Raw genomic sequence first — 18,049 nt, forward strand, 5'->3', positions numbered from 1 at the left:
CCGCACTGCCAAAGAAAGCCCATGACAACGGAAACCGAAGCAACCCTGACCGCATCCCACACCCGGCCCGTCGCCGTCGTTCCTTCCACTGCCGACCCACGCCCGGCGCGGAAGTCCGCCGGGCACGTGATTGTTGATTCGCTGCTGGCCCACGGGGTGGAACGCACCTACGTTGTCCCCGGCGAGAGCTTCCTGGACGTGCTGGACGGCCTGCACCACTCGAAAATTGAAACCATCGTCTGCCGGCACGAAGGCGGCGCGGCGTACATGGCCGAGGCGGACGGGAAAATGCAGCAGCGTCCCGGGGTGGCCATGGTGACCCGGGGGCCGGGGGCGGCCAACGCGCATGTGGGGCTGCACACCGCGTGGCAGGATTCAACCCCGATGCTGCTGTTCGTGGGCCTGATCCCGTTCGCGCACCGTGACCGTGAGGCGTTCCAGGAGTTCGACATCAAGGCCTGGTTTGATACCGGCGCCAAACGTGTCATGGTGCTGGACCACCCGGAACGGGCGTCCGAGATCGTGGCTGAGGCGATGTTCGCGGCCATGAGCGGGCGGCCGGGCCCGGTGGTGGTGGGCCTGCCGGAAGACATCATCCGGCAGCAGATCGACCCGGCGGTCCACCCCGTCATTCCGGTGGCAGCCGGCGGGATGAGCAGCACCGACGCCACCACCCTGCAGGCTGCGCTGGCAGAATCCCGCAAACCCCTGTTTGTCACCGGCGGCAACGACTGGACGCAGGAGGCAGCGGACCAGCTGACCGGATGGCTGGAACGGCATCACATCCCGGCAGCAGCGGAATGGCGGACGCAGGGCACGGTTTCCTTCGATTCCCCCTCCTATGTGGGACCCATCGGTTATGGCCGCCCCCGGCCCACTTACGACCTGCTGGAGGAAACCGACCTGCTGGTGTTTGTGGGGACGGTGCCGGGCGATGTGATTACCGACGGGTTCCTCTGCCGGCAGGACTGGAACAAGAAGAACTTCCTGGTCACGGTGGACCCCTCACTCCGGGGACGTTCGGGGCCCGTTTCGCGCCAGATCCTGGCCAAGCCTGACGCGTTTGTCCGCGACCTTGCGGGCATCGACCTGCCCGTGAAGGACGAGTGGAAAGCGTGGACCGCCCGGATGCGTGGCGAGCAGGAACGGTTCGCCACGCTGCCTCCGGCGGAACCGGCCGCGGGGCAGGCGAGGATGGACACGTTGATGGCGAACCTGGTGCCCAGGCTGCCCGAAGATTCGATGGTCACCTTCGGTGCGGGGGAGCACACCAACTGGGCGCACCGCTATTTTCCCACCCGCCGCTACGTCTCCATGATCAGTGCCCGCAACGGTTCCATGGGATATTCGGTCCCGTCGGCCATTGCGGCCTCGCTGGCTAACCCACGACGCCGGGTGGTCACCATCGCAGGGGACGGCGAGTTCCTGATGAACGGCCAGGAACTGGCCACCGCGGCGCAGTACGGGGCCACGCCGCTGGTGATCGTGATGGACAACCAGGAGTACGGCACCATCCGCACCCACCAGGAGCGGCACTACCCGGCCCGCGTTTCCGGGACGCAGCTGAAGAATCCGGATTTCGGCCTGATGGCCCGGGCCTTCGGCGGTTTTGGGATCACCGTTACCGAGGACCGGGACGTTCCGGCCGCCCTGGACGCGGCGTTGGCGGCCATCGATGAGGACGGCGTCTTCGCGCTGATCCACCTCATTGTGGAACAGCGGGTCAAAGCCTATTGAGAGGGGCATTTCCTGTGGCGAATCTGCCCGGTGATTCCCAGCCTCCGGACGTAAACTGACCTTCGCATCACTTCCCGTGAGCTTCGAGTCAGGTTGGAGCCGGCATGCTCTGGAGACTGTTTCTTGAACACCTGCCGCCGCGCCCGTTGCGGCAGGCAGTAAGCCGGCGCGTGTTCTTCCGGCCCGCGGCGGAGGAGACGGCATGAGCCCCGAACCCGCGTCGGCACCCGGCACCAAGGCCGCGGCCGGCACCAAAACCGCGGACGCCGACGTCGTACGCATCCCGCGTCCGGCCGGCGGACCCGGACGTGGCGGGCCGTTCGGCGGGATGAACATTCCGGCGGAGAAGGCGATGAACTTCGGCGCGTCCGCCAAGCGGCTGCTGGGGACGCTGCGGCCGGAACGTGCCTGGCTCACCCTGGTGCTGCTGATGGCCGTGGCGGGCGTGGTGCTGCAGGTGATCGGGCCGCGGCTGCTGGGCGAGGGCACCAACCTGATCTTCTCCGGTGTGGTGTCCAAGGAGCTGCCGGCGGGCGTGACGCAGGAGCAGCTGATTGCGCAGCTGCGCGCGGCGGGGGACAACCAGAAGGCGGACATGCTCAGCGCCATGACGCTGACGCCCGGGGCCGGGATCGACTTCACTGCGCTGGGGAGCGTGCTGACGTGGGCGCTGGTGCTGTATGTGCTGGCGTCGGCGTTCATGTGGGGGCAGGCGTATGTGCTGAACGGGGTGGTGCAGCGGACGGTGTTCGGGCTGCGTGAGGAGATCGAGGCGAAGATCAACCGGCTGCCGCTGAAGTACTTTGATTCCATCCAGCGCGGTGAGCTGCTGAGCCGGGTCACCAACGATGTGGACAACATTTCGCAGAGCCTGCAGCAGTCCATCTCCCAGGCGGTAACGTCCGTGCTGTCCGTGGTGGGTGTGCTGGTGATGATGTTCATCCTTTCGCCCACGCTGGCGCTGATCGCGCTGGTGACCATTCCGCTGACGCTGGGGATCACGGCGCTGATTGCCAAGCGTTCGCAGAAGCTGTTCGTGGCGCAGTGGAAGAATACGGGGCAGCTGAACGGGCAGATCGAGGAGACGTACACCGGGCATGCGCTGGTGAAGGTGTTCGGCCGGCAGCGCGAGGTGGGGGAGCAGTTCCGGCAGAAGAACCAGGAGCTGTATGAGGCGAGCTTCGGGGCGCAGTTCATTTCCGGGCTGATCATGCCGGCCATGACGTTCATTGGGAACCTGGTGTACGTGGGGATCGCCGTGGTGGGCGGCCTGCAGGTGGCGTCCGGGGCAATGCAGCTGGGCGATGTGCAGGCGTTCATCCAGTACTCGCGGCAGTTCACGCAGCCGCTGGCGCAGCTGGGGTCCATGGCCAACCTGCTGCAGTCCGGGGTTGCCTCTGCCGAGAGGGTGTTTGAGCTGCTGGATACGGAGGAGCAGTCGGCGGATCCTTCTGGTTCTGTTGGTGCTGGTTCCGGTGTGGGTGCTGGTGCTTTGGGTGCCGCGGCTTCGGCTTCGGAGGACGCGTACGACGGCGGCCGTGCGATGCGGGGTCGGCTCGAGTTTGAGGCGGTGTCCTTCGCGTATTCGCCGGACAAGCCGCTGATTTCCAACCTTTCCCTGGTGGCCGAGCCGGGGCAAACGGTGGCGATCGTGGGGCCCACCGGGGCGGGGAAGACCACGCTGGTGAACCTCATGATGCGGTTCTACGAGCTGGACGCCGGCCGGATCACGCTGGACGGCGTGGACATCACCGCCATGAGCCGGCATGACCTGCGCTCGCGGATGGGGATGGTGCTGCAGGATACGTGGCTGTTCGGCGGGACCATCCGGGACAACATTGCGTACGGCCGGCCCGGGGCATCCGAGGCGGAGATTCTGGAGGCGGCGCAGGCAACGTACGTGGACCGGTTCGTGCACTCGCTGCCCGAGGGGTACGACACCGTGCTGGACGACGAGGGCTCAAACGTATCCGCCGGTGAGAAGCAGCTACTCACCATTGCCCGGGCGTTCCTGGCCAGGCCGTCGGTGCTGATCCTGGATGAAGCAACGTCCTCGGTGGACACCCGGACCGAGGTGCTGGTGCAGAAGGCGATGAGTGCGTTGCGGTCCGACCGGACGTCCTTCGTGATCGCGCACCGCCTGTCCACGATCCGCGACGCCGACCTCATCCTGGTGATGGAGGCCGGCCAGATCGTGGAGCAGGGGACGCACGCTTCACTCTTGGCCGCCGGTGGGGCTTACGCGCGGCTGTATGAGGCGCAGTTCGCGGCGCCGGCGGCGGAGGTCTGAGTACACTCCGGTTTTTCGTAAGTAGGGCACACCAAAGGACACCGCTTCACGCGCGAGCACAGGGAGCCTGCCCTGTATGAATGGGTTCGGCTTGAAGCCCAAGCAAGAAACGAGAACGCCACGGGCCTGCCGCTGGTCCGTCTTTAGCGCTTGAGAATCCGCTCGCGGGCCGCAGTGAGAGCAATGCGAGAAGTTGAAGCGACGGCATCTACGATGAGGATCATGAATATGGGGGGAGTTGCTCGGATGGGCGGCGGTAACGATGAGAATTGCTGGTGAAGCAGGGACGTCTCTTGCGGCGAATCGATGAGTGGATCAGATCGGATGGAGAAAACCGGAAGCCTTTTCGCCTTTTAATAGTTTTCCTTTTCGGGTTCATATTTTCAGTCGCAGTTGTCGCCGGGCTCAGCTGGCTGTTTGCCGCATACGAGACGGCACGGTGGCGTCCTTGGCTCCATGAACCACGTCTTAGCCAAGATAGACTTTTCGACATTATTCGCAATGCCGTCACAACGGCGGCTGCTCTCGGGGTGGGGATAACGCTCTTCTTCTCGTACCGTCGCCAACGCACTACGGAAGCGACACAGCGAATTACAGCTGAAGCCCAACTAACGGCGGCCGCTGCTCAAGACACTGCCGCGAAGGCCTTGGAACTTAGTAACAAGCAGTACGAGCTTGAGCGCGAAAGGCGACAGGACGCCGTCGTTGCTGATCTCCGTTCCCGCTATTCGCGCGCGGCCGACCAAATGGGTGAGCCTGCCCTGGCTAGTAAATTAGCCGGCGTGTTTGCCCTGGCGACCCTGGCCGATGACTGGGACCGTCAGGAAAACTCGTTTGCAGATCGACAAACGTGCATTGATTTGCTGGTAGCGACCTATCGGGCTTCTGCGGAGGGTACTGAGCCTGGTGCGTTAGAGACGAAATCCGCAATATGGCGGACAGTCATTGATAGGTTCAAATCAAAAAGTAACCACGGGCGACGCTGGGTGGGCAGTCACTTGGATTTTAGCGGAATAAGAAATCCAGACTCCGGCTTGATAGATCTACGTATAGACGGAAGCCTGGATTTTTCCCGTACCACTTCGGACAAGCCCATGCTAGTTCAAGCTACAACTTTGGTCGATGGGGGAGTGTTGAGCTTTGCTCGGTCCCGTCATGAGCGTATCGAATTCCAAGGCTGCTCCTTCAGCGGAGGGATTCTCGACCTATCTGGTGTTGCTGTCGGGCATCGGGTGGCATTTCTTGGATGCGTTTTCGACGGCACGTTCCTGGTTCTGAGTAATGCCGCCACGTCTAAGAATATTGAGTTAATTCGATGCACGTTTAAGGATTTTCCCAGCCCTATAATTTGGCCAGGAGCTCGAAAGCTAAAATTTGTTCAATCCGTATTTGCAACGAAAGTGCTGGATGAAGAATTTTCAGTGAAGGCGACGGGGTCGTACTATCCTTTTGATCTGGTGCTTCGCGATAATGATTTCAAAAAGAGCGCTCCTAAATTAGTGGAGATATCCAATCCCGGAAATGAGCAAGCACTTGAGCACATAAGGCGAATAGTGGAAGGCGAGGGAGAATTATAGTCGCGCGCGTGCCCCCGGGTTCCCATCGGGGCGAGAAGGACCGCTGCCGGCAACAGGGGGCCGCCCTACTTCTCCCAGCGATTCGGACGCCCGTAAACCTCACCCTCGGTGCACGGCAGACAGGGAACGATGGAAGCCACTGCTCCGGCAACCAGCGCAGCAGATAGGAAACAGAAGCCCCGCAACACAACCGTGTTGCGGGGCTTTTTGTTCATCTTCGGAAGCTGAGAGCTAGTTGGCTGACTCCGGAGGGCGACGACTCCCGCCGCGACGCTGTTCTCCGTCCATATCTTCCTTAGTGACCCTACCCAGGTCTTCCACCGTGAGAATTCTATTTTGCTCACGTTGCCGCCGTTCTGCGATGGACAGCTCGTTAGCTTGCTGGCGATAGGCCTGATCGCGCATATAGGCTCGCTCGCGCTCTCGTCTGGCAGCGCGATCGGGTGTGAGGGCATCATCTGTCAGGGGGTCGAAAGCCCTTTCCTGTCTGATCCTGTAATCGCGGGCCCGACTGATGGTTACTGTCTGCTCCAGATTGGAGAGCCTGGCGACAACCTGTTCTAGCAGGTCTGCGAGCGCATCGTTGGCGCTTTCACCTGTTCCATCACCCCGGATCCTGTCGAAGGCCACATAGTTCGTCAGCGGATTGACCACTTCGTCAGCCTGACCCATAACCGCGTCGGCGTAGGCGCGTACTTCTTCAACGGCTTCCTCGACCGACTCAAGGTCAGAAATGTCGTAGTGAATCGTTCGCTGGTCAAACACATCGAAAGGAAGCCTTTCGCCCTTGGAGATTAAGTGAACAACAGGCTTACGTGAAGCGTGAGCTACGGCTAGTTCGTAAAACACGTTCGGATTATGACCGGTGAGGTCCGCGATAATCAGGTCTGCGTCCATGATGCTTCGAATAACATGCTGGCCGATGGAGTCGAAGAGCTTTCCTTCATCCGCGCGGTGAACCTCCCACTCCGGTGCCGGCAAAGCACGCTTGAAGATGAATTTCAGTGCATACTGCGCCCGCTTATAGATGTCTGTACCGGGAGTTCCGATAGGGGACACCACAAAAACACGTTTGGGTGAGGTTCTGTCAGGGTTTAGCTCATCCTCGGTTCCGTCATGTTTTGCCGTTGCTGCTGGCCTAGTGCGCGGGGGCTTACGGCCTTCGCTTTTCGATTCCATGGAGAAATGGTGCCACGCCTCCTGGCTAGGGTTTTGCGCCTGCCTTTGCGACGGCCGCAGCAAGTTCGCTGAGGACTGGCGAGCTGAGGGTGACGCCCCCGTCTTCCTTCGATTCGGGGGACGGGCCAAAGACGCGGGCAGCGAAAGTGGCCCGCATTTGGTGACGGAGATCATCGTCTGTTACAGGTTCCATGTAGCCGTCAAAGGTCAACAATTGTTCTTTGATTGTGCGGGCCCATGTACTGACGTCCCGGTGGTATGCGGCTTGCCTGCCGAAGTAGGTAGCTAATCCCAATACACCTGCCAGCAATGAAACGCGGAGAATTGCATGGCCCGGCGACCCGACGGGCCCTGCAACCGTCTCCCCAATAGAGACCGCCAACGCGAACCAAAGTCCCACAATCACGCCAGCCGCCGTCAAGACACGGAACAATGTCGCCGCCAAGAAGTGACGGGTTGCTAACGAGTTGAATCTTGCTGTGAGCGTCGATCCGGATGCCATGCCTGCCGCGTTCCTCGCTGCCTCAGCGGCAGTGTGTGCATCGACTGAATCCTGCCTAGCGTCGCGAACGGCTCTGCGGAGTTGCAGGGAGTAGTCAATATTCTCTATGCGTGCAACAAGAAGGCTCACGGCGCTAAACTCCATGTGCGCAGATATATATGTGTGGTCTTCGACTTTCGGCGCCCTATGCCCGGAACGCACTCGCTCCAACACCAGATTTTTCACTTTGGCCACGTAGGTTTTGAGGAAACCCAATAACCTGTCAGCCCAAATCTCTATGTCCCGATCCGCGCCTCCACGTATAGATTGCTCTAAGTTAGTGACAGTGACGTCGTAGTCCTTAACCTCATCCCTGTCATTGAGGACGAGGGCGACATAGTTCTCCATGAACTGATAGTCGTTTAATGCGTCCCACCACATCTGCACCACGTCGCTTGCGCGGAGTCGGGCCAGATAATCATTTTCAGAGTCGTTGAAAGATTCGTTTAACGCTCCGTTGAGACGCTTGAGCCCCGGGGCGAAATCGCTTAATATCATGGAGTTTTTCACGCTCCCATTGGATCATGGCTCCGTATCAGGCGGTCGCTGACGATGACAGGCTTGTAGTCCTTTGACGCCTAACGCTTCCGCTTTCGTCGTGCCAACGGTGGCATCCTGTATTGACCTGGTGGTTCACTGCAGCCGGCTTGCCAACGGACGCCGGGAGGTGACCGAGATCCTTTCCCTTGGGCGGCGGGTTGAAAACGGCATCATTGAGTCATCACCGGTTTTCGCCATGGCCGACGGCGTTCTGCGGTCACGCGCCAACGCGATGCCTGCAATAGAGAAGTTTGCCCGCGCAGGCTATGACGTTGCAGCCCTGCTGGATCCCCGATGATGTCCGCACTGCTGGGAGCCACTGCGGGAACGGGCCTGTTCCTTATTTGGTGGTCACTGTGGGAATCGCCGGAGGGCACGCCCCGCCGAAGCAAGCCCAGCCGGATCGCCGACCTGCTGGCCGCCGCAGGAGTCGAAAAGGTCTATAGGTAAGGGGCATGTATACGTGAGGGCATCATCATGACGACTAGGTGGGCATATCTTTTTGCCCCGTGGCACTGGAGTAACTCCATATGGCATGGTCGAGCGTCTTTTCGTTCACGCTCAGTTTCTGGGCGGCTTCCTTCAGCAAGCCTCTGGCACCTTCGGACGAAACCCGCCGCCCGATGGCCCGCCCGACGAATTCCGTGATCCACGTGTCTGCCTTCACCCCGTCGTGGCTCAGGAGCATCGTGAAATACTCCCAAGTCACAGGGCCGAGGCCTGAAACTCCGGTGTATGTCTGACGATGTTCGGCTTTGTCGGGAACCAAATGCGAGGCCTCTGTAACTCCGATATCCGCGAAGCGTTGGGCTGCTTCCACAATTGCGGACGCCTTGGTCTTTCCTGCGTGCACCTTTTGGCGATTTAGAATCTTCTCAAGGGCGACTGGGTCGTACGTCGCCAAGTGGCGCATCTTTTCCGAAGGTGCCACGTGCTCTGAGTGCTTCTGGTAGCGCAGAACTGCACCACGCGCACCACTCCAAGTGCCGTCTTTGCGTTCTCGACCATACCGAAATCGGATGGACATGACAGCATCTATCAAGGCCAGATCCAAGCGAGTGGGATATCCGCCGGGCCATTCTTTCCACGGCGTTGGCATCGCTGCAATCGCAACGAGTAGCCGATCGAGGTCGGATGCGGGCACGTTCATAGGTAGCTCTTGACTGTCGCGCGGAGTGCTTCAGTGTGCTCGTAGATCTCCTCGAGGGAGTTAATCGGCACCCGGGTTTCATCCTTATTCTCATCGAAGATCCCGATGTATTTCTGTGTCCGGTTGAAATGCAGACGGGCGATCGGCTTGCGGTTGTTATCGTCCAGGAGAACGGCGAAGTAGGACTTTGCGTCGCGCTGCGCGATGCGGACAGGTTTGACCTCGCTGCAGACGATCGCTCGCACGATCTGGTAGCCCTCAATCTCCTCAAGCGTTGTTTCCAGCGCGTCGACCTCGGCGAGATCCGCTTCCGCGACTGGCGTGCTGGTGACAGCGGTGGGGATGGCTGTCTCTTCTGTCTGCGGAAACCCCGGGTTGCCAAGAGCTTTCTTCAGCCGCTCGTTGACCTGGTCATTGAGGAATTGCTTGGTTGCTTTCGAAACCAAGGTGGTGAACTGCTCCCGAACCTTTTGCGTGTAGGGGCCCGTGTAAACCCTCGTGGTAAGGAACTTGACCCACTCATCTTCTGGTTCCTTGAATTGCGCTGCAAGCGTGCGCTTGAGTTCGCCGATGTACTTCAGCTCTCCGGCGGCGCTAATGATCGAATCCAGGTCGAAAACGTCTTTGGACAGTTTTTGGAGCTCAGGGATCAGCGACTGGTCGATGTCGTTCAGATCCAGGACGAGGAACGGCTTGGCATCCATGCGGTTCGGAGCGTCCAAGTCAGTGAAGAACTGGTAGACCTCTCCATTCGTCAGGATCGCAATGCGAGCATTGGTCACCGCGAAGTAGCGGAAAAGCTGTGAAGCATGCTCGATTTTCACGGGCTCAGTCGACTTCTTGCACTCGATCAGGATCTGAACTTCGCCGTCCTTGACGATGGCATAGTCGATCTTCTCGCCCTTCTTCAGCCCCACGTCCGCAATGAACTCAGGTACGACCTCCATAGGGTTGAAGACGTCGTAGCCAAGGATCGTCGAGATAAAAGGCATGACGAAGGCGTTCTTCGTTGCCTCTTCTGTTTGGATCACACCCCGCTGCTGCCGCACCTTTGCCGCCAGAGCCGAAAGCTTTTCCGCGAATTCCATTCTTACCCCCAGTAAGGCCGCTATAACTGGTCACGTCTACGTGCCAGATGCAATTTCAAGCTGTGTAGCAAAAACCTACATGTGACCAGCGACTTTTACACGCAACTCGCTATGGGCATTTGGACGCTGACCCTTCCCGGCTGCCCGACTCGTCCAGGGAGCAGACCGCAAGGAGGCCCCCGCCGTAGCACTCGGACACACAGCGCAACGTGCCAGCCCCCACACGTAACCTGTTGAGATGCCTCGTTTTGCTCTTGATATAGACTCCGTCGCCCGTCCCGTCCGCGCGCAGGCGCTCCTGGACGCCGTCAACCACAGGGTCGTCATTGCCGACGGGGCCATGGGAACCATGCTGCAGGGCCGGGACCTCTCGCTCGAGGATGACTTCCTGGGACTCGAAGGCTGTAACGAGATCCTCAACGACACCCGGCCGGACGTCCTCGCGGACATCCACGACGCCTACTTCGCCACCGGCATCGACGCCGTGGAAACCAACACCTTCGGCGCCAACTGGTCCAACCTCTCCGACTACGGCATCGACGACCGCATCGAAGAACTGGCACACAAGGGCGCCAGGATCGCCCGCGAACGCGCCGAAGCCGCAGAAGAAACCGACGGCCGGATGCGCTGGGTGCTCGGCTCCATGGGCCCCGGCACCAAGCTCCCCAGCCTCGGCCACACCACCTACGAGTACCTCAAGCAGACCTTCGCCCTGCAAGCCGAGGGCCTCATCGACGGCGGCGCGGACGCGTTCCTCATCGAAACCAGCCAGGACCTCCTGCAGACCAAAGCCGCCGTCAACGGCTGCAAGCAGGCCATCGTCTCCAAGGGAATCCGCCTCCCCATCTTCGTCGAAGTGACGGTCGAAACCACCGGCACCATGCTCATGGGCTCCGAAATCGGCGCCGCGCTCACTGCCCTGGAACCGCTCGGCGTCGACGCCATCGGCCTGAACTGCGCCACCGGCCCTGACGAGATGAGCGAGCACCTGCGCCACCTCTCCAAGCAGTCCACCGTCGCCATCGCCTGCATGCCCAACGCCGGCCTGCCCGTCCTCGGCCCCAACGGCGCGCACTACCCCCTCACACCCAGCGAACTCGCCACCGCCCACGAACAGTTCGTCCGCGAATTCGGCCTGGGCCTGGTGGGCGGCTGCTGCGGTACGACGCCGGAGCACATGGCCGCCGTCGTCGAACGTCTCGAGCCCTTCCGCCAGCAAGCCGTGCCCGCCAACGCGGCAACAGAACCAGCCCGTACCCCCACCGAGCGCGAAGCCGGCATCGCCTCCCTCTACCACCACGTGAACTTCGACCAGGAATCCGCCTACCTGGCCATCGGCGAGCGCACCAACGCCAACGGCTCCAAGGCGTTCCGTCAGGCCATGCTCGAGGAACGCTGGGACGACTGCGTGGACATCGCCCGCGAGCAGGTCCGCGTGGGCGCACACCTGTTGGACGTCTGCATCGACTATGTAGGGCGCGACGGCGTGGCGGACATCAAGGAGATCGTCTCCCGGTTCGCGTCGGCTTCCACCCTCCCGCTGGTCATCGACTCCACGGAACCGCCCGTGCTGCAGGCCGGACTCGAGCTCATCGGCGGCCGTCCGGTGGTCAACTCCGTCAACTACGAGGACGGCGACGGCCCCACCAGCCGCTTCGCCCGCATCATGCCGCTGGTGAAGGAACACGGCACCGCCGTGATCGCCCTGACCATCGACGAACAGGGCCAGGCCCGCACCACCGAGGGCAAGGTGGCCATCGCCTCCCGCCTGGTGGACTCCCTGGTGGGCGACTGGGGCATGCGCGTCGAGGACATCATCGTGGACGCCCTCACGTTCCCCGTCGCCACCGGCCAGGAGGAGACCCGCCGCGACGGCATCGAAACCATCGAGGCCATCCGCCAGATCACCACCAAGTACCCCGGCATCAACACCACACTCGGCGTCTCCAACGTCTCCTTCGGCCTGAACCCGGCAGCGCGCATGGTGCTCAACTCCGTGTTCCTGCACGAAGCCGTCCAGGCCGGCCTCACCAGCGGCATCATCGACGCCGCCAAGATCGTCCCGCTCGCCTCCCTCCCGGAGGAGCAGCGCAAGGTGGCGCTGGACCTCGTCTATGACCGCCGCGAGTACGACGCCGACGGGAACGTCACGTACGATCCGCTGGCCATCATGCTGGACCTGTTCGCCGGCGTCGACACCGCAGCGCTGAAGGACCAGCGCGCCGCGGAACTCGCCGCGCTGCCCACCGGCGAACGCCTGCAGCGCCGCATCATCGACGGCGAAGGCAAGGGCCTCGAAGCGGACCTGGACCTGGCCCGCAGCGAAGGCATGAGCCCGCTGTCCATCATCAACGACCAGCTCCTTGAAGGCATGAAGGTGGTGGGTGAGCGGTTCGGCGCCGGCGAGATGCAGCTGCCCTTCGTGCTGCAGTCCGCCGAGGTCATGAAGAACGCCGTGGCCCTGCTGGAGCCGCACATGGAGAAGTCCGATTCCTCCGGTAAGGGCACCATGGTGATCGCCACCGTCCGCGGCGACGTTCACGACATTGGCAAGAACCTCGTGGACATCATCCTCACCAACAACGGCTACAACGTGATCAACATCGGCATCAAGCAGGGCATCGCCGAGATCATGGCCGCAGCGGAGGAGCACGACGCGGACGTCATCGGCATGTCCGGGCTGCTGGTGAAGTCCACCGTGGTGATGAAGGACAACCTCGCCGAGCTGCAGACCCGCGGCCTGGCGAAGAAGTGGCCCATCATCCTGGGCGGCGCCGCCCTCACCCGCGCCTACGTGGAGCAGGACCTCGCCGAGCAGTTCGAAGGCACCGTCCGCTACGCCAAGGACGCCTTCGAGGGCCTGGCCCTGATGGAACCACTGGTCCGCGTGGCCCGCGGCGAGGACCCGGACACCGTCGGCCTGCCGCCGCTGAAGAAGCGCATCCACAAGGGCGGACCTAAGTTCACCGTGACCGAGCCCGAGGCAATGCCCGGCCGGTCCGACGTCGTCACCGACAATCCCGTGCCCGCGCCGCCGTTCTGGGGCACCCGCATTGTGCGCGGCGTGGCCCTGAACGATTACGCCAGCTTCCTCGACGAGCGCGCCACCTTCATGGGCCAGTGGGGCCTCAAGCCCGGCCGCGGCGAGGACGGCGCTTCCTACGAGGAACTCGTGGAACGCGAAGGCAGGCCGCGCCTGCGCTACTGGCTGGACCGCATCCTCGGCGAGGGCATGCTGGACGCTTCCGTGGCGTACGGCTACTTCCCGGTGGTCACCGAGGGAGAGGACGTGGTGGTGCTGCACCACGGTGAAGACCGCGACGGCGTCCTGGGCGCTGCGGGCCTGCTCGCCCCGGACGGCGGTTCAGGCGGCCCCATCGGCACGGAGCGGCTGCGCTTCAACTTCCCGCGCCAGCGCCGCGACCGGCACCTCTGCCTGGCTGACTTTGTGCGCTCCCGTGAGTCGGGCCAGATCGACGTGCTGCCGGTGCAGCTGGTCACCGCCGGTTCGAAGATCGAGGAGTTCACCTCCAAGATGTTCGCCGCCAACCAGTACCGCGACTACTACGAGCTCAACGGCCTGGTCATGCAGCTCACCGAGTCCCTGGCCGAGTTCTGGCACTCCCGGATCCGCAAGGAGCTGGGCTTCGCTGCGGAGGAGCCCAAGGACAAGGCAGGCCTGTTCAAGCTGGACTACCGCGGCGCCCGGTTCTCGCTGGGCTACCCGGCCTGCCCGGACATGGAGGACCGCCGCAAGGTGGTGGAGCTCCTCAAGCCCGAGAGGATGGGCGTGATCCTCAGCGACGAGCTGATGCTGCACCCGGAACAGTCCACCGACGCGTTCGTGTTCCACCACCCGGAGGCCAAGTACTTCAAGGTGTGAGTGGAGCCGGACCTTCAGCCTGTGCGGAACCGATGCATGATCGGTTCACGGCTCAAGCCGGGTTTTCGATCTAGCTTCGGCCCTTGCGATTAACATCGGAGGCACGAGCGAGCTCTTGACCGCGTGGAAAAGGCCGGACATTATCGTCGGAGGAAGAGCTGGACCGCAGGTCCTCCCTCATCGAGCCAATGGCCGATTGTCGAATGCTGTTGGCATGAGTCAGGAAGATGATCTCGTGGAACTGCTGGGCCGACTGCGAAATAGTCATCATCTACCCGCCACTAGCCACGGTGTACGGTCAGGCACTGAGACGTGAAGGAAGCAAGCAAATGAGTGAAGAACTCCGTGAACGCATGGATCGTTTCGTCGAATTCATCAATTCAGCCGACGAAAAGATCGGTGTTGAGGTCATTTCACCGTCGGCGACGTTCCACGTGCCCTTCCTGCCGGAGCCGGTGCAGGGTCCAAGCGGCTACCTGAAAATAATCGGCATAATGCGGCAAGCGTTTCCCGACGTCCAGTGGTCACTGGAAGAAACCATTATTGAAGGAAACACGGTAGCCGCACGATTCATCCTTCGTGGCACACACCAAGGGGACTTCCTCGGCGTACCTGCAACAGGCAAACCAATCCAAGCGCAGGCGATGAACGTCTATCGATTCACAAATGGTCAAATCACTGAGGAGCACGGCCTCCCGGACCTCTTCGGGCTGATGATGCAAATCCGGCCAATCGACGCCTAGATGTAGGGAATCAGGACCTTGGTTGCTTGGCGAATATAGCTGAAGGGACTGGGCCCGGTTTAATACCGAACCCAATCCCTTCAGCTCCAGCTCGCGGGGGAGCTGGCCCTACCGGTGGGTTATTTCTTTTCGGGAAGGAACATTGCCTTGTCCAGCGATGTCACGGTGAGTGATTTGAGCTGGGCGGTCCCGCCTTCAGCGAAGAGGGCCATCTTGTCGGCTCCCGGGTTGGGGAACACCTGGTCGGTGATGGTCTTCAGGCCGTTCTGGGCAAACACCTCCACGGAGGAGCGGTCGAGGTAGATCCGCATGGTGATGGTGCCGTTCTTGTCCGGCGTAACCGGGGCGTCCTCGATGGAGGCGAACGCCTGGTGGAATGTTGTGTTGCCTGAGTTCCTGCGGTCAACGAACATCTTGCCGGTTGTGGCGTCGTAGCCGATGACGGTGGATGAGGTTCCGTCGCCGAGGACGGTGATGCCGGATTTTGTTGCGGTTCCGGGGTCGAAGGTGATGTCCACCTGCTGCACCTGCCCTGCCGACTGTGCCGGCAGCGGGTGCGTTCCTGCGGAAATCGGTCCGCCCTTCTTGTCCTTGTAGGCGGCATTCCCTCCCAGTTTTTCCACCTGCTTTACGGCGCTTTGGGTAAGGCGGGGGCCGTCAGGGGTTTGGGTGAGTTTTACTTCGCGGGGAAGGGCCATGGCGCTGCGCCAGGGGTTGGTTGGGATGTTGTTTGCGTAGTCCCAGTTGCTCATCCAGCCGAGCATGATCCGCTTGTCGTCGGGCATGTTGGCGAAGGATACGGCGGCGTAGTAGTCCCGTCCGTAATCAAGCCAGTCGTAGGCCTCCAAGCGGGATGCCGCCGGTGTGGGGCTCGCAGTGAATTCGTCCGCGAGTATGTGTCCCCAGCCGAACCGGTTGTTGTCGACCACCTTGATGTGTGCCTGCCGGCCAACGAATTCCTTGACGTCCCATGATGCCCAGTCAAGGGATTCACTGTCGTTGCCGGTGGCAGTACGCACCACCTGTCCGTCGACTACCAGGTTCACCGTTTCTTCATCGGACCTGGGCACAGCTGCGGTGTCGGTGAGCATGACGTGGTCAAGGGTGAGGTGTCCCCACCCGCCGGTAGCTTGGTCAACGATCCGCAGCTGGGCGTTTTGCCCGGCGAATTCGGAGACGTCCCAGCCCTTCCAGTTCAGCAACCCGGCATTGTCGCCGGCCAGGGAGCGGACCACGTTGCCATTGATGAGCAGCTGGACAGCCAGGGTCTGTCCGGAGTCGGCGGTGCGGTTGCCGCCTCCCACCAACATGCTCATGAAGTTCTTCGTGAGGGGGAACGCGGGTGATGTCAGGGTGCCTTGGCGGTCATCACCGGGTACGGTGCCGGTTTCAAACGTGTTGATCCGTTTGGCGCCGATGTAATAGTCCCCGCCGCTGGTGGCCGGCTGGTAATTGGGCGTCAGGTCTCCTGTTCCGGTCCAGCCTGCTGCGGCCAGCGTCGTCCCGTCAGGAACTTCGAAGCCGTCAAACTTGAGCTCTCCTTCAGGCGGGTTGTTGTCCAGCTTGTCGGAGACGTGGGGGTGCTTGCCGCCGCCCACCAGGAAGTTCAGGTAGTCGTCGGTGACGGTGAATGTGGGCGACTGCATGGAACCGAGCGGCCAGTCCCCGTCATTGAAGGAGTTGATCAGTCCGCTGCCGCCGAATCCGGTCACGGGGCTCTGGCCGGAAATCGAACCGGTCGCCGGGGCGTCACCGAAGGGGCCGTTCTTCCAGTTGCCCGGTTCGTTGTTCACCGTCCAGCTGTTGTAGGTTCCGTCGTTGAATCCGGCCAGGACGGTGCCGGCCGGCGGGGCAACGGCTGGTTTGGTGGTTTCGGAGGTGAATGTGGTGCCGTCGAAGTTGCCCACGAAGTACTGGACGGCGGAGCCTCCAGCGACACCGCCGGGGTTGATGCTGACTATCATGACCCATTTGACGTTGTTCGGGTCGCCATCAACAGCTAAGGGGAACAGGTCGGGGCATTCCCACTGCCCGCCGGTGGCGTTGGCGGGCCCGAATTCGCTCAGCACCGTCCAGTCCTTGAGGTTGTCGGACTTGTAGAGGACAACCTTGTGCTCCTGCGATTCCACGGCGGTCATGACCCAGTAGCCGCCACCGCCGGGCTTGTCGTACCAGAAGACCTTCGGGTCACGGAAGTTGGCTGAGTTCCGGCTCAGCACCGGATTGCCGTCGTACTTGGTCCAGGTCTGGCCGTCGTCAAGGCTGTAGGCCAGGGATTGGGCCTGCAGGCCGCGGTGCGGGGACGGGTCCTTGTAGGCGCTGGTGTAGATCGCGATCAACGGGGGATTCTTTTTAGTGCCCAAACCGGACGTGTTGTTTTTGTCGACGACGATGCTGCCGGAGAAGACATCCTCCTGGGCATCGGTGGGGATGGCCAGCGGCTGCTCTTCCCAGTGGACCAGGTCCTTGGATGTGGCGTGGCCCCAGGACATGTTCCCCCAGGTGTTACCGGAGGGGTTGTGCTGGTAGTACATGTGGTAGACGCCCTTGTAGAAAACGAGCCCGTTGGGGTCGTTCATCCAGTTCTTCTCCGGCGTGTAATGGATCGCCGGCCGGTGCTGCTCATCCCCAAGTTCAGCGGCGGACGCAGGCATGGCACCGGCCAATGCAGTGGCGAGCGAGAGGCTGGCCAGTGTCAGTGCAGAGACGCTGCGCGTGCTCCGCATGGTGGATTGTTTCATGTTGCTTGTGTCGCCCTTCATCGCGCGTGTCCAGTCAGTAGACAACGTTGTCAATCGGTGCGATGGACTCTAAAAGATGTCCATCAGACAAGTCAACGGTCATTTTGCGACCGGTTTTTTCGCGTATGAACAGGCCGCCGGGATGAGGGAACGACGACTGGCCCCGCGTCCGCAGGACGGGGGCTGAGGCGTGCGAAGGTGCGGTCTCTAAGGGAAAGGCCCTCGGTGGCGCCTACCCTCTGGCCGCTGTTTGCAACTGGTTATAGGACCGGGTTCAGCCAGGTCAGCTCCGAGCCGTCACCTTCGATGTGACTGGCCAATTCCTCGTTGAACCTGGCTCCGTAGTCCGCGGTGATGTGCTCCTGGAATGCGGCTTCATCCCGGTAGACCTCGAAGACGAAGTATTCCCGCGGATTTTCTTCGCGGGTGTAGGGAAGGAACAGTTCGTTGCCTGGTTCGTTGCGGACGTGCCGGGTCAGTTCGACCATCATTTCGGCAACGCGGGCCTCACTGCCGGCTTTGACGGTGAATTCGGCATACAGGGTTTTGGTCATGATCTCTCTCTTCAGGGGGATTTGCA

At 61.6% G+C, this 18,049-nt stretch carries 12 protein-coding genes and 1 pseudogene; 7 read left to right on the forward strand and 6 right to left on the reverse strand.

The genetic code is table 11. The annotated features are described in order from the left end of the window. Positions 1 to 21 precede the first annotated feature (21 nt). The 3 genes from QE394_RS12310 to QE394_RS12320 all read left to right on the forward strand — a co-directional run bounded on the left by QE394_RS12310 (position 22) and on the right by QE394_RS12320 (position 5,604). Positions 22 to 1,737 (forward strand): thiamine pyrophosphate-dependent enzyme, encoded by a 1,716-nt coding sequence (locus tag QE394_RS12310; RefSeq protein WP_349034646.1) that lies wholly within the window; start codon positions 22 to 24, stop codon positions 1,735 to 1,737. Between the two features lie 202 nt (positions 1,738 to 1,939). Further along, positions 1,940 to 4,027, forward strand: coding sequence for an ABC transporter ATP-binding protein (locus QE394_RS12315; protein ID WP_349034647.1), 2,088 nt, complete (start codon positions 1,940 to 1,942; stop codon positions 4,025 to 4,027). Positions 4,028 to 4,302: 275 nt separating this feature from the next. Further along, the gene (locus QE394_RS12320; RefSeq protein WP_349034648.1) at positions 4,303 to 5,604 is read left to right on the forward strand and encodes a hypothetical protein; all 1,302 of its coding nucleotides are present in this window, start codon (positions 4,303 to 4,305) and stop codon (positions 5,602 to 5,604) included. Positions 5,605 to 5,835: 231 nt separating this feature from the next. On the opposite strand, the gene QE394_RS12325 is transcribed toward QE394_RS12320, so the two are convergent. Continuing rightward, the gene (locus QE394_RS12325) at positions 5,836 to 6,783 is read right to left on the reverse strand and encodes a hypothetical protein (RefSeq protein ID WP_349034649.1); all 948 of its coding nucleotides are present in this window, start codon (positions 6,781 to 6,783) and stop codon (positions 5,836 to 5,838) included. A gap of 25 nt (positions 6,784 to 6,808) precedes the next feature. Beyond that, positions 6,809 to 7,834, reverse strand: coding sequence for a hypothetical protein (locus tag QE394_RS12330; RefSeq protein WP_349034650.1), 1,026 nt, complete (start codon positions 7,832 to 7,834; stop codon positions 6,809 to 6,811). 73 nt (positions 7,835 to 7,907) lie between these two features. Between QE394_RS12330 and QE394_RS12335 the strand changes: the two are divergent. Then, a pseudogene (locus tag QE394_RS12335) lies at positions 7,908 to 8,162 on the forward strand (CpaF family protein); the annotation flags it as partial. Then, positions 8,159 to 8,314 carry a hypothetical protein gene (locus tag QE394_RS12340; RefSeq protein ID WP_349034651.1) on the forward strand — a complete coding sequence of 52 codons (156 nt, stop codon included), beginning with the start codon at positions 8,159 to 8,161 and terminating at the stop codon, positions 8,312 to 8,314. The pseudogene QE394_RS12335 and the gene QE394_RS12340, both read left to right, overlap by 4 nt. 34 nt (positions 8,315 to 8,348) lie before the next feature. Here the strand turns inward: QE394_RS12340 and QE394_RS12345 are convergent, their stop codons facing one another. Continuing rightward, positions 8,349 to 9,014, reverse strand: a complete 666-nt coding sequence (locus QE394_RS12345) for a hypothetical protein (RefSeq protein WP_349034652.1) — start codon at positions 9,012 to 9,014, stop codon at positions 8,349 to 8,351. Further along, entirely contained in the window at positions 9,011 to 10,102 is a 1,092-nt protein-coding gene (locus QE394_RS12350) for a type I restriction endonuclease (RefSeq protein ID WP_349034653.1), read from the reverse strand. Before QE394_RS12350 ends, QE394_RS12345 begins: the two co-directional genes overlap by 4 nt. A 238-nt stretch (positions 10,103 to 10,340) precedes the next feature. On the opposite strand from QE394_RS12350, the gene metH reads away from it, so the two are divergent. Together metH and QE394_RS12360 are read left to right on the forward strand one after the other, a co-directional pair. Further along, a complete protein-coding gene (gene metH / locus QE394_RS12355; protein ID WP_349034654.1) occupies positions 10,341 to 13,985 on the forward strand; it encodes a methionine synthase in 3,645 nt (1,214 codons plus the stop codon). Between the two features lie 329 nt (positions 13,986 to 14,314). After that, a complete protein-coding gene (locus QE394_RS12360) occupies positions 14,315 to 14,728 on the forward strand; it encodes an ester cyclase (protein WP_056077946.1) in 414 nt (137 codons plus the stop codon). Positions 14,729 to 14,847: 119 nt separating this feature from the next. On the opposite strand, the gene QE394_RS12365 is transcribed toward QE394_RS12360, so the two are convergent. Then, on the reverse strand, positions 14,848 to 17,469 hold the full coding sequence (locus tag QE394_RS12365) for a GH32 C-terminal domain-containing protein (protein WP_349034655.1): 2,622 nt from the start codon (positions 17,467 to 17,469) through the stop codon (positions 14,848 to 14,850). Positions 17,470 to 17,729: 260 nt separating this feature from the next. Further along, positions 17,730 to 18,023, reverse strand: coding sequence for an antibiotic biosynthesis monooxygenase (locus QE394_RS12370; RefSeq protein WP_268155864.1), 294 nt, complete (start codon positions 18,021 to 18,023; stop codon positions 17,730 to 17,732). Between the last annotated feature and the right edge of the window lie 26 nt (positions 18,024 to 18,049).

The sequence above is a fragment of the Pseudarthrobacter sp. SORGH_AS 212 genome (assembly GCF_030818145.1).
Classification (GTDB): domain Bacteria; phylum Actinomycetota; class Actinomycetes; order Actinomycetales; family Micrococcaceae; genus Arthrobacter.

Excerpts from the sequence above, each read along its gene's own strand:
- QE394_RS12310 (WP_349034646.1), top strand. The coding sequence starts at position 22 with ATGACAACGGAAACCGAAGCAACCCTGACCGCATCCCACACCCGGCCC.
- QE394_RS12315 (WP_349034647.1), top strand. The coding sequence starts at position 1,940 with ATGAGCCCCGAACCCGCGTCGGCACCCGGCACCAAGGCCGCGGCCGGC.
- QE394_RS12325 (WP_349034649.1), bottom strand. The coding sequence starts at position 6,783 with ATGGAATCGAAAAGCGAAGGCCGTAAGCCCCCGCGCACTAGGCCAGCA.
- QE394_RS12340 (WP_349034651.1), top strand. The coding sequence starts at position 8,159 with ATGATGTCCGCACTGCTGGGAGCCACTGCGGGAACGGGCCTGTTCCTT.
- QE394_RS12345 (WP_349034652.1), bottom strand. The coding sequence starts at position 9,014 with ATGAACGTGCCCGCATCCGACCTCGATCGGCTACTCGTTGCGATTGCA.
- QE394_RS12350 (WP_349034653.1), bottom strand. The coding sequence starts at position 10,102 with ATGGAATTCGCGGAAAAGCTTTCGGCTCTGGCGGCAAAGGTGCGGCAG.
- metH (WP_349034654.1), top strand. The coding sequence starts at position 10,341 with ATGCCTCGTTTTGCTCTTGATATAGACTCCGTCGCCCGTCCCGTCCGC.
- QE394_RS12360 (WP_056077946.1), top strand. The coding sequence starts at position 14,315 with ATGAGTGAAGAACTCCGTGAACGCATGGATCGTTTCGTCGAATTCATC.
- QE394_RS12365 (WP_349034655.1), bottom strand. The coding sequence starts at position 17,469 with ATGAAACAATCCACCATGCGGAGCACGCGCAGCGTCTCTGCACTGACA.
- QE394_RS12370 (WP_268155864.1), bottom strand. The coding sequence starts at position 18,023 with ATGACCAAAACCCTGTATGCCGAATTCACCGTCAAAGCCGGCAGTGAG.